20 protein-coding genes are annotated in these 26,831 nt (G+C 66.5%); 15 read left to right on the forward strand and 5 right to left on the reverse strand.

Features of this window, described 5'->3' with window-relative positions; translation table 11 throughout:
* Positions 1 to 3 precede the first annotated feature (3 nt).
* The 10 genes from SIL87_RS05905 to SIL87_RS05950 all read left to right on the forward strand — a co-directional run bounded on the left by SIL87_RS05905 (position 4) and on the right by SIL87_RS05950 (position 13,117).
* Entirely contained in the window at positions 4 to 2,955 is a 2,952-nt protein-coding gene (locus SIL87_RS05905) for a bifunctional [glutamine synthetase] adenylyltransferase/[glutamine synthetase]-adenylyl-L-tyrosine phosphorylase (RefSeq protein ID WP_319613272.1), read from the forward strand.
* A complete protein-coding gene (gene bcp / locus SIL87_RS05910) occupies positions 2,952 to 3,419 on the forward strand; it encodes a thioredoxin-dependent thiol peroxidase (RefSeq protein ID WP_319613273.1) in 468 nt (155 codons plus the stop codon). The genes SIL87_RS05905 and bcp overlap by 4 nt, the downstream gene beginning before the upstream one ends.
* Positions 3,416 to 3,919: a disulfide bond formation protein B gene (locus tag SIL87_RS05915; RefSeq protein WP_319613274.1), complete on the forward strand. Its 504-nt coding sequence runs from the start codon at positions 3,416 to 3,418 to the stop codon at positions 3,917 to 3,919. Before bcp ends, SIL87_RS05915 begins: the two co-directional genes overlap by 4 nt.
* Complete coding sequence (locus SIL87_RS05920; protein WP_319613275.1) at positions 3,916 to 4,476, forward strand: demethoxyubiquinone hydroxylase family protein; 561 nt, start codon at positions 3,916 to 3,918, stop codon at positions 4,474 to 4,476. Before SIL87_RS05915 ends, SIL87_RS05920 begins: the two co-directional genes overlap by 4 nt.
* A gap of 63 nt (positions 4,477 to 4,539) precedes the next feature.
* Positions 4,540 to 5,193 carry a TetR family transcriptional regulator gene (locus SIL87_RS05925; protein WP_319613276.1) on the forward strand — a complete coding sequence of 218 codons (654 nt, stop codon included), beginning with the start codon at positions 4,540 to 4,542 and terminating at the stop codon, positions 5,191 to 5,193.
* Between the two features lie 37 nt (positions 5,194 to 5,230).
* Positions 5,231 to 5,713, forward strand: coding sequence for a phasin family protein (locus tag SIL87_RS05930; RefSeq protein WP_319613277.1), 483 nt, complete (start codon positions 5,231 to 5,233; stop codon positions 5,711 to 5,713).
* Between the two features lie 35 nt (positions 5,714 to 5,748).
* On the forward strand, positions 5,749 to 7,929 hold the full coding sequence (gene uvrB, locus SIL87_RS05935; protein ID WP_319613278.1) for an excinuclease ABC subunit UvrB: 2,181 nt from the start codon (positions 5,749 to 5,751) through the stop codon (positions 7,927 to 7,929).
* Positions 7,926 to 8,765 carry an EipB family protein gene (locus tag SIL87_RS05940; protein WP_319613279.1) on the forward strand — a complete coding sequence of 280 codons (840 nt, stop codon included), beginning with the start codon at positions 7,926 to 7,928 and terminating at the stop codon, positions 8,763 to 8,765. The genes uvrB and SIL87_RS05940 overlap by 4 nt, the downstream gene beginning before the upstream one ends.
* A 139-nt stretch (positions 8,766 to 8,904) precedes the next feature.
* A complete protein-coding gene (locus tag SIL87_RS05945) occupies positions 8,905 to 11,952 on the forward strand; it encodes a glycosyltransferase (protein ID WP_319613280.1) in 3,048 nt (1,015 codons plus the stop codon).
* Positions 11,953 to 12,064: 112 nt separating this feature from the next.
* The gene (locus SIL87_RS05950; RefSeq protein ID WP_319613281.1) at positions 12,065 to 13,117 is read left to right on the forward strand and encodes an SGNH/GDSL hydrolase family protein; all 1,053 of its coding nucleotides are present in this window, start codon (positions 12,065 to 12,067) and stop codon (positions 13,115 to 13,117) included.
* A gap of 19 nt (positions 13,118 to 13,136) precedes the next feature.
* Here the strand turns inward: SIL87_RS05950 and SIL87_RS05955 are convergent, their stop codons facing one another.
* Positions 13,137 to 14,081: a bifunctional riboflavin kinase/FAD synthetase gene (locus SIL87_RS05955; RefSeq protein ID WP_319613282.1), complete on the reverse strand. Its 945-nt coding sequence runs from the start codon at positions 14,079 to 14,081 to the stop codon at positions 13,137 to 13,139.
* Complete coding sequence (locus SIL87_RS05960) at positions 14,078 to 14,536, reverse strand: MaoC family dehydratase (protein WP_319613283.1); 459 nt, start codon at positions 14,534 to 14,536, stop codon at positions 14,078 to 14,080. The genes SIL87_RS05955 and SIL87_RS05960 overlap by 4 nt, the downstream gene beginning before the upstream one ends.
* A gap of 121 nt (positions 14,537 to 14,657) precedes the next feature.
* On the opposite strand from SIL87_RS05960, the gene SIL87_RS05965 reads away from it, so the two are divergent.
* The 4 genes from SIL87_RS05965 to SIL87_RS05980 all read left to right on the forward strand — a co-directional run bounded on the left by SIL87_RS05965 (position 14,658) and on the right by SIL87_RS05980 (position 20,414).
* Positions 14,658 to 15,902 (forward strand): mannosyltransferase family protein, encoded by a 1,245-nt coding sequence (locus SIL87_RS05965; protein WP_319613284.1) that lies wholly within the window; start codon positions 14,658 to 14,660, stop codon positions 15,900 to 15,902.
* A 92-nt stretch (positions 15,903 to 15,994) separates the two neighbouring features.
* Entirely contained in the window at positions 15,995 to 17,125 is a 1,131-nt protein-coding gene (locus SIL87_RS05970; RefSeq protein WP_319613285.1) for a DUF2125 domain-containing protein, read from the forward strand.
* A 27-nt stretch (positions 17,126 to 17,152) separates the two neighbouring features.
* On the forward strand, positions 17,153 to 18,622 hold the full coding sequence (locus SIL87_RS05975; RefSeq protein WP_405055215.1) for an MFS transporter: 1,470 nt from the start codon (positions 17,153 to 17,155) through the stop codon (positions 18,620 to 18,622).
* A gap of 55 nt (positions 18,623 to 18,677) precedes the next feature.
* Complete coding sequence (locus tag SIL87_RS05980) at positions 18,678 to 20,414, forward strand: ABC transporter ATP-binding protein (RefSeq protein WP_319613286.1); 1,737 nt, start codon at positions 18,678 to 18,680, stop codon at positions 20,412 to 20,414.
* Positions 20,415 to 20,497: 83 nt separating this feature from the next.
* On the opposite strand, the gene SIL87_RS05985 is transcribed toward SIL87_RS05980, so the two are convergent.
* From SIL87_RS05985 to SIL87_RS05995, 3 genes are all read right to left on the reverse strand, one after another.
* Positions 20,498 to 22,156: a tetratricopeptide repeat protein gene (locus tag SIL87_RS05985; protein WP_319613287.1), complete on the reverse strand. Its 1,659-nt coding sequence runs from the start codon at positions 22,154 to 22,156 to the stop codon at positions 20,498 to 20,500.
* 52 nt (positions 22,157 to 22,208) lie between these two features.
* Positions 22,209 to 23,825: a lytic transglycosylase domain-containing protein gene (locus SIL87_RS05990; RefSeq protein ID WP_319613288.1), complete on the reverse strand. Its 1,617-nt coding sequence runs from the start codon at positions 23,823 to 23,825 to the stop codon at positions 22,209 to 22,211.
* A gap of 373 nt (positions 23,826 to 24,198) precedes the next feature.
* Positions 24,199 to 25,065, reverse strand: a complete 867-nt coding sequence (locus SIL87_RS05995; protein ID WP_456304824.1) for a uracil-DNA glycosylase — start codon at positions 25,063 to 25,065, stop codon at positions 24,199 to 24,201.
* 87 nt (positions 25,066 to 25,152) lie between these two features.
* Here SIL87_RS05995 and SIL87_RS06000 point away from each other — a divergent pair, with 87 nt between their 5' ends.
* Complete coding sequence (locus SIL87_RS06000) at positions 25,153 to 26,811, forward strand: electron transfer flavoprotein-ubiquinone oxidoreductase (RefSeq protein ID WP_319613289.1); 1,659 nt, start codon at positions 25,153 to 25,155, stop codon at positions 26,809 to 26,811.
* Positions 26,812 to 26,831: the final 20 nt, after the last annotated feature.

The raw sequence follows: 26,831 nt of genomic DNA on the forward strand, positions 1-26,831 counted from the left end.
GGCATGAAACGCATCGCCGCCTTCGCCGGTCCCGCGCCGGGATTGCCGCCCGCCGCCGATGCCGGGGCGGCGGCGGCGCTGATCGAGGCCTATGCGGCGCTCGGGGCGCGCGAGGCGCGGTATGCCCGGACCCGGCAGGGGCGCGCGGTGCTGGAGGCGATCGGCGGCAATGCGCCTTATCTGGCAGGGCTTGCCTTGCGCGAGCCGGATATTCTGCCCGGCATCGAAAAACACGGCGCGGGGACGATGCTCGCCGCGATCATGGCGCGGCTGCGTGCGATCCCGCCCACCGCGTCGCGCGCGCTGGTTGCGAGCGGGTTGCGCGCGGCCAAGCGGCGGGCGGCGCTCACCATCGCGCTCGCGGATATTGCGGGGGTCTGGCGGATCGAGGCGATCACGCAGGCATTGTCCGACCTTGCGGATGCGAGCATCGGCTGCGCGCTCGGGCATTTGCTGCGGGCGCTGCATGATCGGGGCACGATCGTCCTGCCGCATCCGGCGCGGCCCGGGTTGGGCAGCCATTTCGCGGTGCTCGGCATGGGCAAGCTCGGCGCCCGCGAATTGAACTACTCCAGCGATATCGACCTCGTGCTCCTGTTCGATCCGTCATGTCGGGTTTACCGCCATGAAGCGCAATCCGCCACCACGCCCGGGGACGCGCGCGACGACATGCAGAGCGTGATGGCGCGGCTGGCGCGCGATTTCGTGCCGCTGCTCGCCGAGCGCGACCATGACGGCATGGTGTTCCGCGTCGATCTGCGGTTGCGGCCCGATCCGGCGGCGACCCCGCCGGTGCTCAGCGTGGCGGCGGCGCTCACCTATTACGAGAGCCACGGGCGGACCTGGGAGCGCGCCGCGTTCTCCAAGGCACGGCCGGTGGCGGGGGATCTGGCGTTCGGGGCGGGGTTTCTCGAACAGATCCGCCCGTTCATCTGGCGGCGCAACCTCGATTTCGCGGCGATCGGCGAAATTCACGACATGAAGCGGCGGATCGACCAGCGGCATCGCGACCGGGCGGGGGATGTGCTGGGGCGGGATGTCAAGCTCGGGCGCGGCGGCATCCGCGAGATCGAGTTCATGGTGCAGACGCTCGAACTGGTGTGGGGCGGGCATGAGCCGGCGCTGCGGATTCCGGCGACGCTGCCGGCGCTGCGGGCGCTGGCGGCGGCGCGGCATCTGCCGGTGCGGGTGGTGCGCCAACTGGCCGGTGCCTACCGGGCACTGCGCGGGATCGAGCACCGGTTGCAGATGATCGATGATCGCCAGACCCATGATCTGCCGGAAACGCCGGAGGGGTTCGCGGCCTTCGCCGTGTTCATGGGCGAAGCCGATGCGGAGGGATTCGCGCGGCGGCTCGATGCGTTGTTCGAGCAGGTTCACGGGCATTTCGCGGCGTTTTTCGATACCGATGCCGGGGCGGGGCGCGGGATCGATCCGGGCGATCGGGGCGGGTTGCCGGTGGTGTTTCAGGAGGAGGTCGCGGCACTCGGGTTTCGCGATGTCCAGCATCTCGGCGAGCGGTTGCGGGCGTGGCGCGAGGGCGGGTTGCCGGCGCTGCGGGCGGCGCGGGCGCGCGAACTGCTCGATGCGATCCTGCCGGGGTTGCTCGGCGCGCTGGCGCGGCAGGCCGATCCCGACCTCGCGTTCCGCCGGTTCGATCAGATGCTGGAGCGCCAGCGAGCCGGGATTCCGCTGCTCTCGCTGTTCCAGCGCAATCCCGGGCTGCTCGACCGGCTGGCCGCGGTGCTGGGGGCGGCGGCACCGCTTGCCGAACATCTTGCGGCCCATTCCGGCGCGCTCGATGCGCTGCTGGCGCCAGTCGCGCGGTTCACCCGGCCCGCGCCGGTGCTGCGGCGGTTGCTGCGCGATGCCGCCGATGTCGAGCACGCGGTGAATGCGGTGCGGCGCTTCGTCCGCCGCGAGGAGTTTCATCTGTCGGTCGCGATGCTTGAGACCCAGCTCGATGCCGATGCCGCGGGCACGTTGCGCAGCGACCTCGCGCGCGCGGCGCTGGCGGCGCTGCTGCCCCGGGTGATGGCGGATTTCGTGCGGCGGTTCGGGCGGTTGCGCGGCGGGAAATTCGCGATCGTGGCACTCGGGCGGGTCGGAGCCGGGGAGATGCTGCCGGGATCGGATCTCGACCTTATGCTGATCTATGATCATCCGGCGGGGCGGACCGCGGCAAAGCTGCCGCCGAGCACGTATTTCATCCGGCTGGCGCATGCGCTGGTGGGCGCGATCACCGCGCAGGGGCTGGAAGGGCCGATCTATCAGGTTGATATGCGGCTGCGGCCTTCGGGCAACAAGGGGCCGGTCGCGGTGCCGCTTTCCGGCTTCGTGCGGTATCATGCCGAGGATGCCTGGACCTGGGAGCGGCTGGCGCTGGTGCGCGCGCGGGTGCTGACGGCGAGTGCGGGGTTCGCGCCGGTGGTGGAGGCGGCGATCGATGCGGCGCTGCACCGGCCGGTGCCGCCAGCGCAAATTCGCGCCGATACGGTGGCGATGCGGGTGCGGCTGGCGCGCGAGGCTCCGGTGCGCGACCGGTTCGATCTCAAGCATCGCGATGGCGGGATGATGGAGCTGGCGTTCATTGTCGAGGCGCTGGTTCTGATCCACGTGCGGCGGCAGGACAGGCTGCATCGGGGATCGACGCGGGCGGTGCTGGCGGCTCTGGGGGCGGCGCGGATTTTGCCGCTGCGGACCAGCCGCGCGTTGATCGGGGCCGATCATCTGTTCCGCACCGTGCAGGGGATGATCCGGATCACCGGGTTGACCGCGCCGGAGGCCGGATCGCCGCCCGCTGCATTGGCGCCGTTGCTCGCTGCCGTGGGGGTCGCGGATTTCACCGCCTTGCTCGACCGGATCGATGCCGCGACCATATTGGTCAGAGCCGCGTTCGTGCGGCATATCGGCGAGCTGACACTGACGAAGACGACGGAAGGAGACACCGGATGAGCGTGACCGAAGGCGATATCTGTCCTGATTTCACCCTGCAGGCGACCGGGGGGCGCACCGTGGCGCGCGATGATTACAAGGGGCGGCCGTTCGTGGTCTATTTCTATCCCAAGGCCGATACGCCGGGCTGCACCAAGGAGGCCTGCGCCTTTCAGGAGGCTTTGCCGGCGCTGGGGCGGATCGGGATCGAGGTGATCGGGGTTTCGAAGGACAAGATGAGCGCGCTCGAAAAATTCGCGGCGAAGTACGATCTTGCGTTTCCGCTGGCCTCGGACGAGGCGGGCGGCGTGGTCGAGGCGTTCGGCGCCTGGGTCGAGAAGTCGATGTACGGGCGGAGCTATATGGGGATCGACCGGGCGACGTTTCTGATCGAAGCCGATGGCCGGGTGGCCAAGATCTGGCACAAGGTGAAGGTGCCGGGCCATGCCAAGGCGGTGATGGACGCGGCGGCGGCACTGGCATGAGCGCGGCGGGGCTTCGGGCGCGGCCCGGGTTGAGCCCGCGTCAGGCGGCGCTGGCGGTGGCCGGGGCCGGGGCCTTCGCGCTCGCGATTGCGTATGTTGCGGAATATGCGCTGCACATGGTGCCGTGCCCGCTCTGTTATATCGAGCGCTGGCCGTACCGGATCATCATCGTGCTCGGGCTGGCCGGGGCGGTGCTGCCGCCGCGCGCGGCGCGGGTGCTGCTCGGGCTCGCGGCGCTGGTGATGCTCGGCGATGTCGCGATCGCGTTCGTGCATGTCGGCGCGGAACAGCATTGGTGGAAGAGCCCGCTGCCGGAGTGCAACGTCGCGCCGCCGGGGTTCGGGGCGATGCCGCTGCGGCCCTCGGCCTCGTGCGACAGCCCGGTTTATCTGATCCCCGGACTGCCGATCAGTTTCGCCACGATGGATCTGATCTATGCCCTCACTGTTGCCAGCGCGATTGCATCCTATCTGAGGGCGAGCAGAGGAGAAATCAGATGAGCGAAAGCAATTTGGCCAGCCTTGACCGACTGCCCGGCGACCCGACGCCGCGTGCGGCACTCGCGCGGATGATCCGCGTCGATCATGCCGGGGAATATGGCGCGAAACAGATTTATGCCGGGCAGCTCGCCGTGCTCGGGCGCTCGCGCCACGGCGACACGCTGCGCCACATGCAGCAGCAGGAGCAGCATCATCTCGACACGTTCTCGCGATTGATCGTGGAGCGGCGGGTGCGGCCGACCGCGCTGCTGCCGTTCTGGCGGATCGCGGGATTCGCGCTGGGGGCGGCGACCGCGGCGATGGGCGCGCGGGCCGCGATGGCCTGCACCGTGGCGGTCGAGGAGACGATCGATGCCCATTACGCGGCGCAGACCGCCGAACTGGGCGAGGATGAGGGCGTGCTGCGCGAGACGATCGAGCAGTTCCGCGCCGAGGAGCTTGAGCACCGCGATATCGGGCTGGCGAACGAGGCGGAACAGGCACCGTTCTACCGGCTGCTCTCCACCGTGATCCGCACCGGGTGCAAGGCGGCGATCGCGATCAGCGAGCGGGTGTGACGCACGGGCGGCGGCGCGCGGAATTTATTGGCAAATTGCGCATTTCGTCCTAACTGGTAGGTCATGGGAAAAGACTCTTTCGCCAATCATTTAGTGACGGCAGCGTTCGAACTCGGTGGCCAGCAGGGCTGGCGGCGGGTCTCGGTGGCTGCCGCCGCACGCCATGGCGGGCTCGATCTCGACAAGGCGCGCGAGCAGTTCGTTTGCACCGGCATGATCCTCACCCGGTTCGGCCGGCTCGCGGACATGCACGCGCTGCATGGCGCGCTCTCGGAAGGGCTGGTCCGCGACCGGCTGTTCGATATCGTGATGCGCCGGATCGATTTTCTGCAGAAGCACCGGGATGGGGTGATCGCGCTGATGCGCTATGCCCCCGCCGACCCGCTGCTCGCGATGTGGCTGACCCGCGCCAACCTCGCCTCGATGGGCTGGATGCTCGAAGGGGCGGGCGTTTCGGCGCGCGGGCTGCGCGGGGCGGTGCGCAAGCGGGGGTTGCTCGCGGTCTGGGCCTGGACCCTGCGGGCGTGGATGAAGGATGATTCCGAAGACCTGTCGGCGACGATGGCGGCGCTCGATATGGCGTTGGTTCGTGCCGATCAGGCCGCGCGGCAGTTCGGCGGGGCGATGCGCGAGGAGACCGACAGCGCACCGGTGGCGACCGCCGCGCCGGATGTTCCGTTCGCCGCCGAGGATGACAATACCGACCGGCCGGCGTGATCTGCACGATCGATCGACCCTGAGAGGAGCTTGAACGATGGCCGAGCAACCGAAATCGAAGCCGACATCCGCATCCGGTGCCTATCCGTTCATGCCCGATTTCGATTTTCAGAAAGGGTTCGACTTTCAGAAGATGTTCGGGGCGATGAAGCTGCCGGACATGGCGGGGATGGAGACGGTGGTGACCGCCTATCGCCGCAATCTCGAAGCCTTGTCCGAGGCCAACCGGGTGGCACTCGAAGGGGCGCAGGCGGTGGCGCGGCGGCATATGGAAATCATGCAGCGAACCATGGCGGACATGACCGAGCAGTTGCGCACGGTGGACCGCCACGAGACGCCGCAGGCCCGCGCCGCGCATCAGGCCGAACTGCTCAAGCACGCCTATGAAACCGCGGTCGCCAACATGCGCGACCTCGGCGACCTGATCCAGCGCTCGAATCAGGAGGCGGTCGAAAAGCTCAACCGCCGGTTCTCGCAGGCGATGGATGAAATGAAGACCATCATCGACCATAAATCCTGATCGGCGGCGCCTGACCCGATGTTCCGATTGCTCTGATGTCCGAAACCATCGCGCCGGCCCGGCTTCAGTTCATTCCCGCGCGGCAGAGCGCGCGGCCGATGCTCAAACCATTGACCATTGCCTCCGATTACCAGCCGGCGGGCGACCAGCCCGCCGCGATCGCCGAGTTGGTGCGCGGGATCGAGCGGGGCGAGCGCGATCAGGTGCTGCTCGGGGTCACCGGTTCGGGCAAGACCTTCACCATGGCCAAGGTGATCGAGGCGGTGCAGCGCCCGGCGCTGGTGCTCGCGCCGAACAAGACGCTGGCAGCACAGCTTTATGCCGAGATGAAGTCGTTCTTTCCGGATAACGCGGTCGAATACTTCGTCTCGTATTACGATTACTATCAGCCCGAAGCCTACGTGCCGCGCACCGATACCTATATCGAGAAGGACGCGCAGATCAACGAGGCGATCGACCGGATGCGCCACGCCGCGACCCAGGCGCTGCTGGAGCGCGGCGATGTCATCATCGTCGCCTCGGTCTCGTGCATCTATGGTATCGGCTCGGTCGAGACCTACAGCCAGATGGTGGTGCGCCTTGAGGTCGGCGGGCGGATCGACCGGGACCGGCTGGCCAAGGCGCTGGTGGAATTGCAGTACCGCCGCAACGACGCTTCATTCCAGCGCGGCACGTTCCGGCTGCGGGGCGAGACCGTCGATATCTTTCCGAGCCAGTACGAGGACCGCGCGTGGCGGGTGAGCCTGTTCGGCGACGAGATCGAGAGCATCGCGGAATTCGACCCGCTGACCGGCGAGCGCATGGCCGATCTGGGGTCGATCGCGATCTATGCCAACAGCCATTACGTCACCCCGCGCCCGACGCTGGGGCAGGCGATCGCCAAAATCAAGGTGGAATTGAAGGAGCGGCTGGCGCAGTTGAGCGCGGAAGGCAAGCTGCTTGAGGTCGAGCGGTTGCAGCAGCGCACCACCTTCGACATCGAAATGATGGAAACCACCGGCGCGTGCAAGGGAATCGAGAACTACTCGCGCTACCTCTCGGGCCGCGAACCCGGCGATCCGCCGCCGACCCTGTTCGAGTATCTGCCCGAGAACGCGCTGCTCATCGTCGATGAAAGCCATGTCACGGTGCCGCAGATCGGCGGCATGTACAAAGGCGATTTCGCCCGCAAATCGGTGCTGTCCGAATTCGGCTTCCGCCTGCCTTCCTGCATCGATAACCGCCCGTTGAAATTCGAGGAATGGGAGCGGTTCCGGCCCCAGACCACCTTCGTTTCGGCCACCCCCGGCCCGTGGGAGATGGGGCGGACCGGCGGGGTGTTCGCCGAACAGGTGATCCGCCCGACCGGGCTGGTCGATCCCATGGTCGAAATTCGCCCGGTCGAGCGCCAGGTCGATGATCTGCTGGCGGAATGCCGCGCGACCGCGCAGGCCGGCGGGCGCGTGCTGGTGACCACGCTGACCAAGCGCATGGCCGAGGATCTCACCGAATATCTCACCGAGCAGGGCGTCAAGGTGCGCTATCTGCATTCGGATATCGACACGCTGGAACGCATCGAGATCATCCGCGACCTGCGGCTCGGGGTTTACGATGTGCTGGTGGGGATCAACCTGCTGCGCGAGGGGTTGGATATTCCCGAGTGCATGCTCGTCGCGATCCTCGATGCCGACAAGGAGGGCTTCCTGCGCTCGGCGACCTCGCTGGTCCAGACGATCGGGCGGGCGGCGCGCAATATCGACGGGCGGGTGATCCTGTATGCCGATACCATGACCCGCAGCCTGACCTATGCGATCGGCGAGACCGAACGGCGGCGGATCAAGCAGACCGCGTGGAACGAGGCGCACGGGATCACGCCGCAGAGCGTGAAAAAGCAGATCGGCGAGATCCTGCATTCGGTCTATGAGCAGGATTATGTGACGGTCGCGCCGATCAAGGACAGCCTGACCACCGAATTCGTCGGCAAAGACCTCAAATCGACCATGGCGGAACTGGAGAAGCGGATGCGCAATGCGGCGGCGAACCTGGAATTCGAGGAGGCGGCGCGGCTGCGCGACGAGATCAAGCGGATCGAGGCGCTGGAACTCGGCCTCACCCCGCCGCCGACGCCGAGCGCCGCCCGCCGCCCGCGCGACCGCACCCCCGAACCGCTCGGACCGGGCGGCGGCGGCTACGACCCCGAAAAACGCCGGGGCAACCGGCGGGGGCGTGGCCGATGAGGATCAACGCCTCCACCGCAGCGATTCTGCTCGCCGGACTTGCCGCCACGCCGTTCGCCGCCACGCCGCTCGCCCATGCCGCCAGCCCGGTGCACCTGACCGGGCAGGATGCCACCTACGCGCTCAGCCTGACCAAGGTGCGCGGCCATTCGGTGACCGGGGCAACCGGGCGGCTCAATTTCAACGTGCTGGAAACCTGCCGCGCCTACACGGTCAGCCAGCGCATGACCCTGCTGATCCGCAATCAGGATGGCAGCCTGAGCCGCACGGTCAGCAATTACGACACCTGGGAAAGCAAGGGCGGCCACCGGATGAGCTTCGTCCTGCGCCAGACCGAGGGCGGCAAAACCGTCATCGAGGACCAGGGCACCGCGACCACCGGGCCCAAGGGCGGCGAGGTGAAATATCTTGTGCCCAAGGGCAAGATCGTCAAACTGCCGCCCGGCACATTGTTTCCCATGGCCCATACCCGCATGATCCTGCACGCGGCGGCGGCGGGCAAATCCTATATCGACCCGCCGCTGTTCGATGGCACCTCGGTCCACGGCGCGGAACATACGTTCGTTGCGATCCTCGGCCACAAGGACGGCAGCCACAGCAAATTTCCGGCGCTGAACATGCAACCATCCACCCTCGTCGATATCGGCTTCTTCCGCCGCACCAACCACGACACCGAACCCGATTTCCGCACCCAGATGCGCTACTATCCCGATGGCGTCTCGCGCGACGTGCGGCTCGATTTCGGCACGTTCGTGCTGCACGGCAAGCTGACCAGCCTGATGGTGCCGCCGAGCGCGTGCGCCAGCGCGGCGCGCGATCCGGTCGGAAAAGGCTAGCACGCGGGTTTCGGTGCGTTCGGGCCGTACCCGCGAGGCGGGCTTGTCGGCCCCGAAACTTTGTGCAACGCAATGCTTGCATTCCATGCGATATTACAGTTAATTTAATTTGAGACGATTTCAGCGATGGAGCATTTGATTGGCGCTACCCGCGGCGGAGCTTCTGCGAAGCCAGGGCGAAAACCACCCGGCCTGGGCGGCGTTCGATCCGGTCTGGTATATCGCGACCTACCCTGAGGCCAACCTGTCCTGCGGCGGCGATCCGTCGCTGGCGCTCGAATATTACCTCCGCGCCGGCTGCCGGCTCGGGCACAGCCCCAGCCCCCTGTTCGACGAGCGCTACTACCTCGACCAGCACCTCGATATCGCGGCCCTGGTCCGTGCCGGGCAGTACCGCTCCGGCTTCGATCATTACTGCCAGTTCGGTCATCGCGGTGCCTCGCCCCACTGGCTGTTCGATGACGGGCTCTACGCGAGGCTCTACGAGGACATGACCCTCGAAAACCTCGACGCCCATCACTGCGCCGGGCGCTACGATCATTGGCTGAAATCGGGCCAGCGCGAGGCGCGGATCGGCCATTTCATGTTCGATCCGCAGTATTACCGGGCCCGCGTGCTGGAATCCGGCGCGCCGGATGCGCAGTTCGAGCAGCGGGGGCCGTTCGTCGATTACCTCTATTCCCTTTACCGCCCCGGCCCGGAATTGCCCTGCTCGCCCTATTTCGCGCCCTATTTCGCGCCCGATTACTATATCGCGACCCATGAAAGCGTGAAGCCGGTGATGGCCTGCGGGCGGGTCCGCAACGCGCTGCACCACTACCAGTTGATCGGTGAGGCCGAGGGTTTCGACCCGGTTCCGGAATATTCCGAAGCCTATTACCGCGATGCCTACCCCGATATCGCCGCCGCGATCGATGCCGGGCATTTCACCAGCGGCTATCGCCATTTCGTGCAATATGGCGCGTTCGAACTGCGCCGCCCGCGCGCCGATATCGACCTGCTCTATTATCGCGACATGAACCCCCGCGTCCGCGACGACCTCAACGCGGGCCGGGTGCGCGACGCCTTCGCTCATTTGCGGACCATCGGGCTGAAGGAAAAACTGCCCTATTGCCCGCCGGAGCGGGTGCCCGAAATCTCCGAGGCCGCCGCCAAGCAGTTGTTCGAACTCAAGGCGCGCAACCAGATCGCGCTGTTCGCCCGCCAGCGGCTCGATTTCACCCTGTCCGGCCCGCCCGCGCTGAGCGTGGTGATGGTGCTGTTCAACAAATTCGAGCTGACCCTGCTCGCCCTCGCCTCGCTGCGGAACAATTACGCAGGCGCGATCGAACTCATCATCGTCGATAACGCCTCGACCGACGACACCCGCCGCCTGGAAACCTACGTGCGCGGCGCCGTGCTGATCCACAGCAAGGAAAACCTCGGCTTTCTGCGCGCCTGCAACCTCGCGCTCGATGCGGTTTCGTCCCCGTCCCTGCTCTATCTGAACAACGACATCGAACTCGGCTACGGCGCGATCGCCGCCGCGCTCGCGCGCCTCGCCTCGGCGCCCACGATCGGCGCGGTCGGCGGCAAGATCATCCGCACCCATGGCCGGTTGCAGGAGGCCGGGTCGATCATCTGGTCGGACGGCAGCACGATCGGCTATCTGCGCGACGCCTCGGCCCTCGCGCCGGAGGCGAATTTCGTCCGCGATGTCGATTACTGTTCCGGCGTGTTCCTGCTTTGCCGCGCCGATCTGGTCAAACGCCTCGGCGGGTTCGACGAGGGGTTCAAGCCCGCCTATTACGAGGAGGTCGATCTCTGCGTGCGGATGATCGAGGCCGGATTCCGCATCGTCTACGACCCCGATGTGGTGGTGCATCATCTGGAATTCGGCAGCGCCTCGAACACCGAGGCGTCGATGGCGCTGATGCGGCGGGGGCGGCGGATTTTCAAGCGCAAGCACGCGGCATTCCTGCGCACCCGGCTCGATTGCGCCGCCGAAAACATCATCAAGGCCCGTGCGCGCGACGGTGCCGGGCGGCGGGTGCTGTTTCTGGAGGATACCGTGCCGGTGCGCCGGCTCGGCTCGGGCTTCGTCCGCGCGAACGATGCGGTGCGCGCCATCGCCGCCGCCGGATGGCGGGTTTCGGTGCTGCCGATCAACGGCGCGCGCCACGACATCATGAGCCTGTTCGGCGATCTGCCGGATACGGTCGAGGTGCTGCACGACCAGACCATCCTGACCCTGCCCAACCTGCTGCGCGAGCGCGAGGGGTTTTTCGACCTGATCTGGGTCTCGCGCACCCATAATCTCGACCGGACCCGCGCGATTTTCGAGGAAGCCGGGATCGATCCGGCGCGCACCCCCTTCGTGCTCGATACCGAGGCGATCGAGGCGGCACGGGATGCCGCCGCCGCCGCGCTCGACCCCGCGAAAGCGGGCTTCGACCTTCCGGCGGCGCTGGCGCAGGAGTTTCGCAACGCCGGGGACTGCCGCCACGTCACCGCCGTCAATCAGGCCGAGGTCGATCTGCTGCGCGGCATCGGCATTTCGCCGGTTTCGGTGCTCGGCACCATCCGCGACCCCGACCCGACGCCGCGCGACTTCGCGGACCGCGAGGGGCTTCTGTTCATCGCCAGCATCCATCAGACCGACAGCCCGAATTTCGACAGTCTGCGCTGGTATCGCGACGAGATTCTGCCGGAGCTGATCGCGCTGATGGGCACGCCGCCGGTGCTGACGTTCATCGGCTACACCGCGCCGGATATCGATCTCGCGGAACTCGCGGACAACCCCTTCATCATGGTCCGGGGCAGCGTGGATGACATCCGGCCCGCCTATGATCGCCACCGGCTGTTCATTGCGCCCACCCGCTATGCCGCCGGAACGCCGTATAAGGTTTACGAAACCGCCTCCCACGGCCTGCCCTGTGTCGCGACCGCCCTGCTCGCCGACCAACTCGGCTGGGCCCCGGGTGTCGAGATCGCTTCGGTGCCGGTCGGCGACGCGAAGGGGTTCGCCGCCGCGATCGCCCGGCTCTACCACGACGAGGCGGCCTGGCAGGCGATGCGCAGCGCGGCGCTGGCGCGGCTGGAAGCCGAAAACAGCCGCGCCACATTCGACGCCACGGTGCGGATGATTCTGGAACAGAAACCCCGCGCGACGGCGAAACGCCGGGCCCGGTTGCGCGCGGTCGGCTGAAATCCGTTGCGCTGCGCCCGGCATTGGGTGTAGATTTCGTTAACAAAACTTTACGAATTTTGAGACAATGGAAACCGGCGGCCCGATTGAACGGGCGATTATGGGGGTGGTGATGAAAACCAAGTCGATCGTGATGCGCGGGCTTGCCGCGCTTGTTCTCGCCGGATGCTTCATCGGCCCGGCCGCCGCCTCTGCCTATGACGGGCTGTACGTGTTCGGCGACAGTCTTTCGGATGTCGGCAACCTTTACGCGCAATACGGTCAACCGGTGTCGCCGCCCTATTCCGAGGGGCGGTTCTCCAACGGCAATCTCTGGATTCAGGACGTCGCCGCCTCGCTCGGGCTGGGACCGGTGACGCCGAGCTACCTGGGCGGCAACGATTTCGCCTATGGCGGGGCGCAGACCGGCGCCACCGACGCAAACCAATATAATAATACCCCAGCATCCATGTTCCAGCAGGGGCTCGACCTGCCCTCGCAGCTCAAGCAGTTCAATGCCGCGGTGACAACGCCGCAGGCCAACGCGCTCTACACGCTGTGGATCGGCTCGAACGACCTCGATGCGCTGTTGGCTGAGGTCGCTGCCAATACTCTTCCGGCTTCGGATATTCCAACCGATATCGACCAAATAATTGGTAACATCGCAACCTTCGTGACCGGGCTCGCCAATGACGGCATGAAGAACCTGCTCGCCCTCGATGTCACCGACCTCTCGAAAACGCCGGAGTCCATCGCGGCCGCGGCCAAAACCCCCGACCCCGCCGCGACGCTGGCAGGTATCCAGTCTGTCGTCGCCACGTTCGACACCGGTTTGTCCACCGAACTCGCCACGCTGGCGCAGGCCGATCAGTTCAGCCTTACCTATGTCGATACCTTCGCCCCGATCGACAGCATCGTTGCCGATCCCACCGCCTATGGGCTGAGCAATGTGACCTCGCCCTGCTTGACCGTCGCCTCCAGCAAGAGTCCAGAAACGGTCTGCAGCGATCCGAACCAGTATCTGTTCTGGGACGGGCTGCACCCGACCGCCGCCGGCCACCAGCTGGTCGCCGATGTGGTGCTCGAACAGGTGCCCGAACCGGGCAGTATCGGGCTGCTGGCGATCGGCGTGACCGGACTGCTCCTGATCCGCCGCCGCCGCGCGGGCCGCTCCCTGCCGCTCTGACCCAGCCGGAACCGGTCGGTCAGGGCTGATCCGGCGCGATCCCGGCCAGAACCTGCCGCGCTTCATCGGCATCGAGGCCGATCTGGCGGCGCAGCGCATCGAAACTCTCGAATTTGCGTTCGTCGCGCAGAAAATGGTGCAGCGACACCGCAATCTCCTGCCCGTACAGATCGCCCGCGAAATCGAACAGATGCGCCTCGACCCGCGCGATCGCGCCATCCGCCACGGTCGGGCGGCGCCCGATATTGGCCACTCCTTTGACAATTCGGCCGTCTTCGAGCGCCGCCGTGACGGCATAGACCCCGCGCGCCGGCTCGACGTGGCGGCCCAGCGCGATATTCGCGGTCGGAAACCCGATCGTGCGGCCCCGCGCATCGCCATGCGCCACCACGCCACGGATCACATGGGGCCGACCCAGCAGCGAGGCCGCGCGTTCGGGATAGCCATCCTGAAGCAGCCGGCGGATGCGCGTGGAGGAGATCGGCCCCTCGGCATCGTCGAGATGCGGCACCACGCTGAGGCCGATTCCGAGCGCTTCGGCCTGCTCGCGCAGCAGGGTCACGTTGCCGCCGCGTCGGTGGCCGAAGGCGAAATCCGCGCCGCACGCCAGATGCACCGCCCCGATCCCGCGATGCAGCACGTCGCCGATGAACGCCTCCGCCGTGAGCGTCGAAAAATGCCGGTCGAATGGCAGTTCGTACAGGATCGAGACACCCTGCTCGGCCAGCGCCGCCGCGCGTTCGGCCTCCAGCGTCAGGCGGAACGGCGGATCGTCAGGGCGGAAGAATTCGCGGGGATGCGGCGCGAAACTCAGCACCGCGCGCGGCGCATCGGGTCGCGCCTGATGCGCCGCCGCCAGCACCTCGACATGGCCGCGATGCACCCCGTCGAAATTGCCGAGCGCGACCGAAGCGCCGCGCAGCGGGGCCGGAACCTCGCGCCAGTCGCGAACGATCGTGATCATTCGGCGGCGCGCGGCGTTTCGGCGACCGCGACCACCGCCTCGCTCGGCGGGATTACCACGGCCTCGCCCTCGATCACCACCTTGCCGCGCACGAGGCAGCGGGTCCGCATCGTCGCGCGCTTGCGCTCATGGTCGAGAGCGGCGACCTCGACCACCGCGGTCACGGTCTCGCCGATCCGCACCGGGGCACGAAACCGCATCGACTGGGTGAGATAGATCGTCCCGAGACCGGGCAGCACCGTGCCAAGCACCGCCGAAATCAGGCTGCCGCACAGCATTCCGTGCGCCACGCGGCCTTTGAACAGGGTCTGTTCGGCGAGTTCCTCGTTGAGATGGACCGGGTTGGTGTCCATCGAAACAGCCGAGAACAGCAGAATATCGGCCTCCGTGATGGTCTTGCCGAGCGAAGCGGTCTGGCCGATTTCCAACTGGTCGAATGTAACACAATGTGGCATAGCGTGTCCCGGTGGCCGACGTGAACGTTGCCGCGCACAAACGCCGGTTTGGGGCGTCGGGTCAAGGTTGGGGGCGTTGCAGGGTGACGAGGTGTCGGGACGGAATGCGGGATTCGCCATAATGAAAAGCTCCGTCTCGGAGTGGCTTCGGCCATTGCCGACTGCATTGACCGCGCTTGTGATGCTGCTGATTTTCATTGGCATCCTGATCGGTCGTTTCGTGCTGCCACCGGGCAGCGCGGCACTTCCGGGAACGATCGCGCATCAACTGCTTTCCTGGGATGGGCGGCATTATTATTATATCATGCGGTTTGGCTATAGCTGGAATCCAAACGTCGGTGAGCTTCCGGGGCATTATCAGCAAATCGAATTTTTTCCGGTACAACCGATACTGGATGAGATGATTCGCTGGATTACAGGGAGCCGAGCTCCGATTCTGATGGTGCTTCTTTCACTGGGCTTGGGGATCGCTTCGATTTATGCAATGGACCACGTCTCCCGAAGTGTCATGACGTTGTCCGAAGCTCGATGGACCACGATTTTTTTTGCGTTATGGCCGGTATCCAGTTTCTACGTTATGGGATATCCGACCGGCTTAATCACGATATGCATCATCTTTTGCCTTGGCGACCATAACGCTGGCCGATATTGGCGCTCTGCCGCGTGGTGTGGTCTGGGCACCGCTACGGCACCCACCATGGTTTTCGTTGCGTTCGCCTTGGGACTTCATCGTCTTGTTCGATGGCTGGCAGAGCCGCGTAAGGCAGCGGCGATCCCGGGCCTGGTCGGGTGGGGCATTGTCTGTATCTGGGGGATCTTGGGATTCATGATCTACCAGGCGTTTCGTTTTCACGATCCGTTCGCGTTCAGCAAGGCAGCCGCCGCCTGGGGGGGGGCGCCACCGTTCGGTCCACGTTTGTCACGGCTGTTTGAGCCGGATTGGTATACTCAGCAGGCCGCCGCCGGCCTACGAGAGATCGACCACGGACTGGGGATATTTCATTTGGATCTCCGAAAGGCCGCAAACAGTATTCAGTTCGGCGTTCAGAGATGGATCAACACGGCCACGATGCTGGTTGTGCTGATCGGATTGATTGCCGCCACCGTGTCTCTCTCCCGTCGTGCGCCGATCTTTGTCCTGGCCGGATGGACGGTGTTCGCGGGCTATCTGTGGTTCATCGTCAGCACCGATCAGAACATGCTCGCGGCACCGCGGCTATTGATGCCAGCGGTCGCCCTGTTCATGGGGCTTGGCTGGTTGTCGACAAAATTGCCTCATCCTTTATCTTACGCACTCGGTCTCGGTCTAAGCATCGTCAGCATCGCCGAAGTTGCCTTTGCAGCTGGCGGCTACTGGGTGGTCTGATCTCATCACCATCTCGTCCCGGACAGGGTCGGTGGCCAATCCGCCCGCGCCTCCCTATGATACTTGTCCAGTCTGTCCCGAAAGGATGTTTCATGCGCGGTGTCGTGCGGTTTCTGATTGCCTTGATCGTGATCCTGGCAATCGCCTATCTCGGCGCCTGGTGGTACGTGCAGGGACGGATGGCGGTCGCGTTCCGTCAGCAGGAACAGGCCTTGCGCGCCGCCGGTTGGACCGTCACCCACGGGGCCACCGCCCGTGGCACCTCGCCGCTCGCGGCAACCTACACCGTGCAGGACATCGCGTTCACCCCGCCGGACCAGGGTGTGCCGCGCCCGACGATTACCCTGCCGCAGCTCTCGGTGAAGGTCGCTCTGGCCGCGCCGTTCACCCTCGATATCGGCCTGCCGCTCGCCTGGCATATCGCGATGTCGCAAGGGCCGGCCTTCACCTTGCGTTTCGCCACCCTCCATGACGACTACCAGATCGACCCGAACGCCTTGCTCGGCCACAAGGCCAATCCCCTGCGCTCCGGCACAATCCGGTTCACCGGCATGCGGCTCGACAGCGCCGAGACCAATTTCACCCTGATCAGCATCGCGTCCTACGTTGCGACCGGACATGACGACCCCGATGCCGGGACGCACGCCACGGCACTGATGCTGCACCAATCCCTCAAGGGCCTCGCTCTGTCGCCAATTTTCGTCACGCTCGGCCATGTGCCGTTCGATGGCAAACTCGCGGCCCTGCGTTTCGACATCGACCTCTCGGGCCCGAAACTTCCCGCCGCCGCCCCAACCGCAATAACCCCCGCAACCACGCCCGCCCCGACCTCGCCGCAACAGGCATGGCAGAAGCTGGGCCCGATGATCCATGACTGGGCGAAGGCCGGCGGCCATGGCAGCTTCGCCATCGCGCTCGATCTCGGCCCGCTCAAGGCCCATGACCACGGCAATTTCCGCTTCGATGCCACCCCGCAGCCGCAGGGAAAAATGACCCTGACCGGCGACGGGGTCGGGGAATTCCTCGGCGATATCGCGAGCGCCTACCCGCAGACCGTGGGTGTCGTCAGCCTGCTGACCGCCCAGAGCGCGCCCTACATGTCCAAGACGCCGACCGGCCATCAGCGTCTGACGGTTGATTTCGCGCTCGCCAACGGCATTCTCACCGCCAACGGCAAAAAAGTCGCCCATGTGCCCCCGGTGGTCTGGCCGCCGGCGGGGTAATCCGGGCGCCATCAACGATGGGATACCATGATCGACGACGACCCCGACGATCGCGCCGCCCTGACCACGCGGCAGATGCGGATCACCGCGATGATCGTGGCCAGCGCCCTGTTCATGCAGAATCTCGACAGCACGATCGTCGCGACCGCGCTGCCGGCGATGGCGAAATCCTTCCATGCCGACCCGATCCACATGAGTCTGGCGCTGACCTCCTACCTGCTGTCGCTCGCCGTGTTCATCCCCGCTTCCGGCTGGTTCGCCGACCGGTTCGGCAGCCGCACCGTGTTCCGCGTCGCGATCCTGATCTTCACCATCGGCTCGGTGCTCTGCGGCCTGTCGCACACGCTGGCCCAGTTGATCGGCGCGCGCATCCTCCAGGGGGTCGGCGGGTCGATGATGGTGCCGGTCGGGCGGTTGCTGCTGCTCAAATCGGTCCGCCGGCGCGACATGCTGGCCGCGACCTCGTGGCTCACCATGCCAGCCCTGATCGGCCCGATCATCGGCCCACCGCTCGGCGGCTTCATCGTCACCTATATCTCGTGGCGGTGGACTTTCGATATCAATGTCCCGATCGGGGTGATCGGCATCGTGGCGGTCAGCCTCTATATCCGTGAAGTCCGCGATTCCGAGCACGCCGGGCGGCTCGATCTGACCGGACTGATCCTCAGCGGTCTCGCAATGGCATTGGTGATGGCGGGGATCGAGACCATCGGGCGCGGCATCATCCCGTGGACCTGGGTCGCCGCCTGCTTCACGATCGGCCTCGGCGCCGGGTTCGCCTACTGGCGCCACGCCAACCATACCGAACACCCGGTGCTCGACCTGTCGCTGATGCGGATCGACACTTTCGCCAATTCCACCATCGCCGGCAGCTTCTTCCGGGTTCTGGCCGGGGCGATGCCGTTCCTGTTGCCGCTGATGCTGCAACTCGGCTTCGGCGATTCGGCGGCCAAATCCGGCACGGTCACCTTCGCCGCCGCGATCGGGGCGCTGGCGATGAAGCCGCTCGCCCAGCCGATCCTGCGCCGCTTCGGGTTCCGGATCTCGATGGTCGCGTTCGGTCTGCTCTCGGTCGCCTTCACCGCCGCCTGCGCGGCGTTCCGCCCCTCCTGGCCGGTGCTGGCGCTGGATGCCGTGCTGCTGATCGGCGGGGTGTTCCGCTCGCTGCAGTTCACCGCCTTCAACACCATTGCCTACGCCGATGTGCCGCGCGCGCGGATGAGTGCGGCGACCAGCTTCTACGCGACATTCCAGCAGATCACGATCACCCTCGGCATTTCGATCGCGGCAGGCTCGCTCGAACTCAGCACCGCGATCTCCGGCCATGTCGAGCCGACGATCGCGGATTATTCCTGGGCCTTCATCATCATCAGCCTGATCGGGCTGGTCTCGGTGCCGATCTGCGCCCGGCTCGCCGCCGAAGCCGGCGACGATGTCAGCGGTCATCACGCCGAACCCGCCGCCCCGATTGACGCCCGGTCCGCCCCGCGCCAGTGAGGCGCCAGAGTGAAGCGCACGATCACACCGCACGATGAGGATGCATGGGCAGACGATGAGTGAAACCACCGGAGGTCTGGCGCTGGCGCGACGATTGTGGCGCGACCATATCCGCCATTATCGCGGCCGGGTCGCGCTGATCATCGTGGCGACCCTGGTGATGTCCGGCACCACCGCGCTCTACCCCGCCCTGATCGACCGCGCCTTCACGATGTTCGCCAAGCGCGATCCGCGCATCCTGTATCAGGTGCCGATCATCGTGTTCACCGTCACCGTGATCAAGGCGCTGGCGCAATATGCCCAGACCCTGCTGACCCAGCAGGTGGTGCTCGGCACGATCCGGCGCCTGCAATATTCCATGTTCGCCCACCTGACCGACGCGGAACTCACCCGGGTCGAACGTGAATCCCCGGCGGCGCTTTCCGCGCGCTTCACCACGGATGCGACGGTGATCCGCGAAGCGATGAGCCGCGCGGTCAACGGCGTCGCCGATGCGTTCACGTTGATCGGGCTGGTCGCCACCATGATCTGGATCGACTGGACCCTCAGCCTGATCGCGGCGGTGCTCTACCCGCTGGCCGGTCTGCCGATCCAGCGGATCGGCCGGCGCATCCGCCGCGCCTCGGGCGGGATGCAGGAACGGGTGGGCGAGGCGGCGGCGATGCTCAACGAAAGCTTCGCCCAGGCGCGGACCGTGCGCGCCTACGGGCTCGAAGCGCAGGAGCGGGGCCGGGCGGAACGCGCCTTCGATCATTTGTATCGCGCCCTGATGCGGATGATCCGGGGCCGTGCCGCGCTCGACCCGATGCTCGAAGTGCTCGGCGGGCTCGCGATCGCGCTGGTGATCGGCTTCGCCGGATGGCGTCACGCCGCCGGCGCCTCCGGCATCGGCAATTTCACCGGCTTCGTCGCAGCTTTGCTGATCGCCTCGCGCCCGCTGCGCGCCCTCGGCACCATGAACGCCGCAGTCCAGGAAGGTCTCGCCGGGCTCGAACGGGTCTATCAGGTGATCGACGAACCGGACGGTATCCGCGAGACCCCCGGTGCGACCGACCTGCCGCCCGGACCGGGACATGTCGAGTTCCGCAATGTCGGGTTCGCCTACCCCGATGGCAGGCCCGGCCTGCGCGATCTTTCCTTCGTCGCCGAACCGGGGCGGACCCTCGCCCTCGTCGGGGCCTCGGGTGCCGGTAAATCGACCGCGCTGGCCCTGATCCCCCGTCTGTACGATCCGGATCGCGGCTCGATCCTCATCGATGGGGCCGACGCCGGCAGGGTTTCCCTCGCCAGCCTGCGCCGCGCGATCGCTTATGTCGGTCAGGATTCGCTGCTGTTCGACGACACCGTGGCGGCGAATATCGGCATGGGACGGGCAGGGGCCAGCCTTGCCGAAATCGAGGCGGCGGCGGATGCCGCGGCGGCGCAATTCATCCATTCCCTGCCCGAAGGCTTCGCGACCCGCGTGGGCGTGAACGGCCAGCGCCTTTCGGGTGGCCAGCGCCAGCGCGTGGCGCTCGCCCGCGCCCTGCTGCGCGATCCGCGCATTCTTCTGCTCGACGAGGCGACCAGCGCCCTCGATGCCGAAAGCGAAGCGGCGGTCCAGCAAGCCCTCGCCCGGTTGCGGCGGGGCCGCACCACCATCGTCGTCGCCCACCGGCTCGCCACGGTCCGCGACGCCGACATGATCGTGGTGATGGCCGATGGCCGGGTGATCGAATACGGCACCCATGAGGATCTGATCGCCGATGACGGGGCCTTCGCCCGGCTGGTCCGCGCCCAAGCGCTCGCGTAGAGGCGCAACGATAGAGTGCTCGCGTAGCGGCGCAACGATAGCGCGCTCGCGTAACCGCGCCGCCGTGCCGCACTGGCCCCGCATCACCATGTCCGATCCGCGCCGGCAAGGACAGCGCGGACCTGCGCCAGCGGGGCCGACCAGTCCCCCAGCCGGGTCTGCCGGTGCAGGGACAAGCTGTCATACCACGGCGTGGTGTCGCGCCCGAGCAGCCAGCGCCAGTCGCACGAGGCGGAGATCAGCACATGACAGGACGTGCCCATCGCGCCCGCGAGATGCGCAATCGAGGTATCGACCGTCACCAGCGCCTCAAGCCCGGCGAGGATCGAAGCGGTGGTGCCGTAATCGGTGATCGCGGACGCCAGATCCTCGATATCGTACTCACCACGACGCGCGCCGAGCTGGAGCGAAACGAACCGCACCCCCTGCCGCGCCAGTTCCTCATCGCGCAGCAGCGGCTCGTAGGCGTGCGGCGGCAATGAGCGTCGTTGATCGTTCTTGTGGCCGGGATTGCCCGCCCAGACCAGCCCGATCCGCCGCACCCCGTCCGGCGGCGGGCGAGGGGAGGGGACGGCGATATACCCGGCGGCGGCGGGGATGGTCTCTGTGGTGAGAGCGAGCACATGCGGCAGGCTCATCTGGTCGATCCCGATATCGGCATCGCGCGGCATCGGGCCGTTGATGTCGCACAGCGCGGCGCCAAGATCGCGGAACAGCGGAAACAGGGTCGGGTGGCAGGCCAGCGTGACCCGTGCCGCGTGCGCCGCGAGGTGCGGCAGGAACCTCGCGAACATGATGGTATCGCCGAGTCCCTGCTCGGCACGAACCAGCAGATGGCGTCCGGCAAGCGACTCGCCGCGCCAGACCGGAACACCGAGCCGGTCGAAATGCGGTCCATAGACCGGGTGCAGCTTGCGCCATTCATAGGCGGTGAAGCCAGTGGCGAAATCGCCCCCCAGCAATGCCGCGACCCCGCGATTCCAATGCGCCACGGCAAAATCGGGATCGAGCGCAATCGCCCGGTCGCACGCCGCGATCGCCCCCGCGATATCGCCCTCGATGGTCCGCGCGACCGAGAGGCTCGCCCAGCCTTCCTTCTGCGCCGGGTTCACCGCGACCGCGGTTTCCAGATCGGCCGTCCCCCCCGCGATATCGTCGCGATTGATCCGTGCATTGCCCCGGTTGAGCCAGGCCCCGGCATGAGCCGGATCGGCCGCGATCACCTGATCGAACAGCCGGATCGCCCCCGCCGGATCGCCCAGCGTGGACCGGGCCGAGCCCAGGGTAAACAGCGCATGAGTACAGGCCGGGTCGAGCGACAACGCGAGCGCCGCTGCCTGCTGGGTCGCCTCGGGCTGCCCCGCCGCCAGATAAGCGGCCGCCAGCCCGGCATGTCCGCTCGCCAGATCGGGTCGCAGGGCCACGGCGCGCCGATAGGCTGCGATCGCCCCCGCGCTGTCGCCCCGATCGATCGCGATAGCCCCCGTAATCAACCACACCTCGGCCAGATCCGGACTCGCCGCCGCCGCCGCCGCCGCATCGCGCGCGGCCTCGTGCAGATACCCGCCGGTCCAGAACGCCAGGGCGCGATTGGTCAGCGCCGGGGCAAAATCGGGCCGGTCATCGAGCACGGCGGTGAAATGCCTGATCGCCCCGGCCGCATCGCCCCGGCGAAACGCAGCGAGTCCGGTCTCGAACGGGTCAGGCGGGGCAAGACATTCGGCGGCGTGCACATCATCCATGTGCCGAATCTATCGGACAATCCTTAAGATCCGGTTATGAAACCGCCGAAAATCAGCGGTCGGCGAGCGCGGTGCCGTAGGGAGAAAGCCGGGGGAAATGCCCCTCCGCCATCGCATCGAGGCTCTCCGGGGTGGTGCCGATCTCCTCGGCATAGATCCAGCTATCCGCCAGCACCTGCCGCACGAAGCGCCGCGTCTGCGCGATCGGGATCGATTCGAGAAAGATCAGCGGATCGCCCCCGTCATGGATCGAATGCGCCCACGCCGCCGCGGCAACCGGCCCGGCATTGTAGCTCGCCAGAATATCGAGCAGATTGCGCTGCACCCCCGGCTGACCGCCGAGATAGAGCAGATAGCTCTGCCCGAGCGCCAGATTGATCGACGGGCTCGACAGATTACCCGAAATGCCGCCCCGCCGCGCCATGGCGGAGGCGGTCTCGGGCATCAGCTGCATCAATCCCCGCGCCCCCACCGGCGAGACTGCATTGGCATCGAACCCCGATTCGGTCCGCGCCAGCGCATAGACCAGCGACGGATCGACATTGAACCCCCCCGCCGGATGCAGAGCGGGCAAAGGCAGTCGCGCACCGGCAATTGCATTGCCCGGCAGGGTCTGCTCCAGCGCCACCGCGACATCGACGAGTCCGGCCCGCGCCGCGACCCGCATGGTCGCCCGGCCAAGATCGGGATGGCTCTGGATCGCCGGCCACATCGCGCGCAACGCCCGGGCGGCATCGCCCGAACAGCCCACCTGCAGCAGCGCGAAGGCAAGGTCGCCCTCCTTGTGGGAGGCGACCGATTCGATATCCGCTTCCGAAAGACTGGCCGCGAGCCCGCTGGCGCCGAGGCCCTGGCCGAGCAGCCGGGCCGCCAGCATGCCATAGAAACTCTGCGGTGCCGCCGCCGCCTGATTGAGCCAGTGGAGATACGCATCAGGCTTGCGCAGCCGCAACGCCGCCCGCGCGGCCCAGAACGCCCCCGCCGCCCGCTGGCCCGGCGCCGCCGAACCCGCCGTCGCGGCGGCGGAAAAATAGGTCAGCGAATGTGCGATGTCGTGCAACTGCCATGCCGACAGCCCGGCGATGAAATCGGGCCGCCAGACCGCGTCGCCCCCTTCGTGGGCCGCCTCGCTCGCGATGCTGAACGCCTGTCGATACTGCGCCGTCACGAAAAGATGGCGCGCGACATCCCCGCGCAACGCGGCCCCGGCGCGGGCGGAAATCCGGTTATCCGCGCTGATGATGTCGATCGCGCGCGCGGCATCCCCGGCGCGGGTGAGGTTTTCGACCCGGTTCGACAAATAGCGCGGCACCGCAACGCCCCTTGGTGCGGGCGGGGCGGCACCGCCCGCGGTCGCTTCGGGCTCGGGCAGGTAATCGACCTTGGCCGCCGGGGGCTGCACGCCGGCGGGCAGGCGTTGCGCGAGCAGCGAGCGGATCCGCAGCGTATGCGGCTGGCCGTTATAGGCCGCGAGCCATGCTTCGAGTTCGGCGGGCGTGGAATGATGGTACGGGCCGAGATAGAGCTGCGCGAGGACCTGGCCCTTGAGGATCGGGTTGGTCACATGCGCCATCAGGCGCTGCGCCTGCTGCAGTTTTCCGTCGTGCTGGTCGGCGAAGACCCGCTGATAGATCGCGGCATCGCTCGGGGTCAGCGGCTGCGCGAGCATGGTCTCGGCACCGTTCAACGGTGTCGAGCGTGGTATCGCGTAGGCAACGCTTTCGGATCCCGATGATCCACCCTGCCCGGAAATCGCCGGTCCCGAATGGACCGAACCAGTGCTTGAAGACCCCCTTTGCCCGGCCGGTGCCGCGCTGGCATGCGCGACGGTGGCGAGCAGTGCCGCGGAGACGATACACGCCCGGGCGACACTTAGGCGGGAGAGCTTTTTAACGGCTCCTCGCATGAGCAAGGGGCTACACGGGTTACGAGGCGGGCGGCAACCCCTCAAAATCGGGCATTATCTCAACTTTTGAACGAATAAAGGGTTTAGAGGGGGTTACGTTACGATGCTGGTATCAACTTTTCGTGATCGAATGAATTTATTGCAATGCAGTACTGTCAATAACGCCGGATTCGACACACTCCTGCCGCAATCTCAACAGGTCTGACCAGGCATGGCGCTTGGCCTGCGGCTGGCGCAGCAGATAGGCCGGATGAAATGTCGGCAAGGTCCGTATTTTTTGGTCCAGCCCGGGAATGTCGGCCGATTTCCAGGTGCCGCGAACCCGGGAGATCCCGTCCTTGCCGCCCAGGATCGCCCGCACCGCCACGGCCCCGAGCAGAAGCAGAACCTGCGGACGCACCAGGGCGATATGCCGGTGCAGGAACGGCAGGCATTGCGCGATTTCGGTCTCCGACGGGGTGCGGTTGCCCGGAGGCCGCCAGGGCACCACGTTGACGATGCGCACGCTGGTGCGATCGAGCCCGATGCTTGCGAGCATCCGGTCGAGCAACTGTCCGGCGGGGCCGACGAAGGGCCGTCCGGCCCGATCCTCCTCGGCGCCCGGCGCCTCGCCGATCAGCATGATCCGCGCGGTCTCGCTGCCGTCGGCAAAAACCAGTTGCGTCGCAGTCCGCTTCAGGGCGCATTCCTCGAATGCTTCGAGCGCGTCGCGCAACCCGGCGAGATCGCCCGCCGCCGATGCCAGTACCGGTGCTGCCAGTGCCGGTGCTGCCAGTGACGGTGCCAGCGCTGGTGACCCGGCCAGCGCCGGGGCCATCGGCAGAACCCGCGCGGCGGGGCGAAGCGGTGCCGGCATCGGCGCACCGACGGCGCGCGCCGCGACCGCCGTGCGATCCTGCGGCGTATCGAGCAACGCGTCCTCGGCACCCCAATCGCTTTGCAGCGCGAGCCACGCCACCAATGTAGGGGAGGAAATATCGTTCAGATCGGTCATCGCTTTCATTTGAACGGCCCCGGCACGATCAGGCAAGGCCTCTTTGCCCGCCCCCGACCATTGCCGTATACGTAACCATCGTTCAGGAGGATCACCATGTCAGACCATCTGCCCGACCGTGAGGCACCGGACCGCGAGGCACGTGAAACGATGGAATTCGACGTCGTGATCGTCGGTGCCGGCCCGGCCGGGCTCGCCACCGCGATCCGGCTCAAACAGATCGACCCCGAACGCACGGTCTGCGTGGTCGAAAAGGGCGGCGAGGTCGGGGCGCATATCCTGTCCGGCTGCGTGCTCGAACCGCGCGCCATGACCGAACTTCTGCCCGATGCCGATATCGGTGCGATCGAATATTCCGCCCCCGCCGGGGACGACCGCTTCCTCTTCCTCACCGCAACCGGCAGCTACCGCCTGCCGACCCCGCCGCAAATGAACAATCACGGCAACCATGTCGTCAGCCTCGGCAATGTCGTGCGCTATCTCGGCACCCGGGCCGAGGAACTCGGCGTCGAGATCTATCCCGGTTTCGCGGCGGCGGAGGTCCTGTTCGAGGGCGACCGTGTCGCCGGCATCGCCACCGGGGACATGGGCATCGGGCGCGACGGCCAGCCGACCGCCCAGTACCAACGCGGCATGGAACTGCGCGCGACCTATACCGTCTTCGCCGAAGGCTGCCGGGGCTCGCTCGGCAAACAGCTGATCCGCCGGTTCGGGCTGAACGACGGGGTCGATCCGCAGACCTACGGCATCGGCATCAAGGAATTGTGGGAAGTCCCGCCGGAAAACCACAATCCCGGCATGGTGATGCACAGTGTCGGCTGGCCGATGGACAGTAAAACCTATGGCGGTTCCTTCCTGTATCACCTCGGCGGCAACCTGATGGCCTATGGTTTCGTGATCGGTCTCGATTACGAGAACCCCTTTCTCTCGCCGTTCGAGGAAATGCAGCGCTTCAAGACCCATCCGGCGATCGCGCCCCATTTCGCCGGGGCCAAGCGGATTTCCTACGGTGCCCGCGCGCTCAACGAAGGCGGGTTCCAGTCGATCCCGAAACTGGTCTTCCCGGGCGGCGTCCTGGTCGGTTGCGAGGCGGGATTTCTCAACGTGCCGAAAATCAAGGGCACCCATACCGCGATGAAATCGGGCATGCTCGCCGCCGAATCGATCGCGGCGGCTCTGGCGGGCAGCAAACCGGCGACGCTCGATGACTTTCCCGCACGCGTCCGGGCGAGCTGGCTGTGGTCCGAGCTTGAGGCCGTGCGCAACATCCGCCCCGGTTTCGCCAAGTTCGGCATGTGGGGCGGGCTGATGAACGCGGCCTTCGAAACCTACGTCACCCGTGGCAGATCGCCCTGGACCCTGCGCAACCATGCCGACAACACCACGCTGAAGCCCGCGCGCGACTGCACCCCGATCGTCTACCCCAAACCCGATGGCGCCCTGACGTTCGACCGGCTCAGTTCGGTGTTCATCTCGAACGCCAATCACGAGGAAAACCAGCCGGCCCATCTGGTGCTGCGCGATCCCGCAACCGCGATCACGGTGAACTGGACCGAGTACCGTAGCCCGGAAACCCGCTACTGCCCGGCAGGAGTGTACGAGATCGTCGGGGCCGAAACCGGCAACCCCAAACTCCAGATCAACGCCCAGAACTGCGTCCATTGCAAAACCTGCGATATCAAGGACCCGACCCAGAATATCGACTGGGTGGTGCCCGAAGGGGCCGGTGGGCCGGCCTATCCGGGCGGCATGTAATGCCCGGCGCGGGCGCGCCC

Source organism: Acidiphilium acidophilum (assembly GCF_033842475.1).
GTDB lineage: Bacteria > Pseudomonadota > Alphaproteobacteria > Acetobacterales > Acetobacteraceae > Acidiphilium > Acidiphilium acidophilum.

Excerpts from the sequence above, each read along its gene's own strand:
- SIL87_RS05905 (WP_319613272.1), top strand. The coding sequence starts at position 4 with ATGAAACGCATCGCCGCCTTCGCCGGTCCCGCGCCGGGATTGCCGCCC.
- bcp (WP_319613273.1), top strand. The coding sequence starts at position 2,952 with ATGAGCGTGACCGAAGGCGATATCTGTCCTGATTTCACCCTGCAGGCG.
- SIL87_RS05915 (WP_319613274.1), top strand. The coding sequence starts at position 3,416 with ATGAGCGCGGCGGGGCTTCGGGCGCGGCCCGGGTTGAGCCCGCGTCAG.
- SIL87_RS05920 (WP_319613275.1), top strand. The coding sequence starts at position 3,916 with ATGAGCGAAAGCAATTTGGCCAGCCTTGACCGACTGCCCGGCGACCCG.
- SIL87_RS05925 (WP_319613276.1), top strand. The coding sequence starts at position 4,540 with ATGGGAAAAGACTCTTTCGCCAATCATTTAGTGACGGCAGCGTTCGAA.
- SIL87_RS05930 (WP_319613277.1), top strand. The coding sequence starts at position 5,231 with ATGGCCGAGCAACCGAAATCGAAGCCGACATCCGCATCCGGTGCCTAT.
- uvrB (WP_319613278.1), top strand. The coding sequence starts at position 5,749 with ATGTCCGAAACCATCGCGCCGGCCCGGCTTCAGTTCATTCCCGCGCGG.
- SIL87_RS05940 (WP_319613279.1), top strand. The coding sequence starts at position 7,926 with ATGAGGATCAACGCCTCCACCGCAGCGATTCTGCTCGCCGGACTTGCC.
- SIL87_RS05950 (WP_319613281.1), top strand. The coding sequence starts at position 12,065 with ATGAAAACCAAGTCGATCGTGATGCGCGGGCTTGCCGCGCTTGTTCTC.
- SIL87_RS05955 (WP_319613282.1), bottom strand. The coding sequence starts at position 14,081 with ATGATCACGATCGTTCGCGACTGGCGCGAGGTTCCGGCCCCGCTGCGC.
- SIL87_RS05960 (WP_319613283.1), bottom strand. The coding sequence starts at position 14,536 with ATGCCACATTGTGTTACATTCGACCAGTTGGAAATCGGCCAGACCGCT.
- SIL87_RS05965 (WP_319613284.1), top strand. The coding sequence starts at position 14,658 with ATGAAAAGCTCCGTCTCGGAGTGGCTTCGGCCATTGCCGACTGCATTG.
- SIL87_RS05970 (WP_319613285.1), top strand. The coding sequence starts at position 15,995 with ATGCGCGGTGTCGTGCGGTTTCTGATTGCCTTGATCGTGATCCTGGCA.
- SIL87_RS05975 (WP_405055215.1), top strand. The coding sequence starts at position 17,153 with ATGATCGACGACGACCCCGACGATCGCGCCGCCCTGACCACGCGGCAG.
- SIL87_RS05980 (WP_319613286.1), top strand. The coding sequence starts at position 18,678 with ATGAGTGAAACCACCGGAGGTCTGGCGCTGGCGCGACGATTGTGGCGC.
- SIL87_RS05985 (WP_319613287.1), bottom strand. The coding sequence starts at position 22,156 with ATGGATGATGTGCACGCCGCCGAATGTCTTGCCCCGCCTGACCCGTTC.
- SIL87_RS05990 (WP_319613288.1), bottom strand. The coding sequence starts at position 23,825 with ATGCTCGCGCAGCCGCTGACCCCGAGCGATGCCGCGATCTATCAGCGG.
- SIL87_RS05995 (WP_456304824.1), bottom strand. The coding sequence starts at position 25,065 with ATGAAAGCGATGACCGATCTGAACGATATTTCCTCCCCTACATTGGTG.
- SIL87_RS06000 (WP_319613289.1), top strand. The coding sequence starts at position 25,153 with ATGTCAGACCATCTGCCCGACCGTGAGGCACCGGACCGCGAGGCACGT.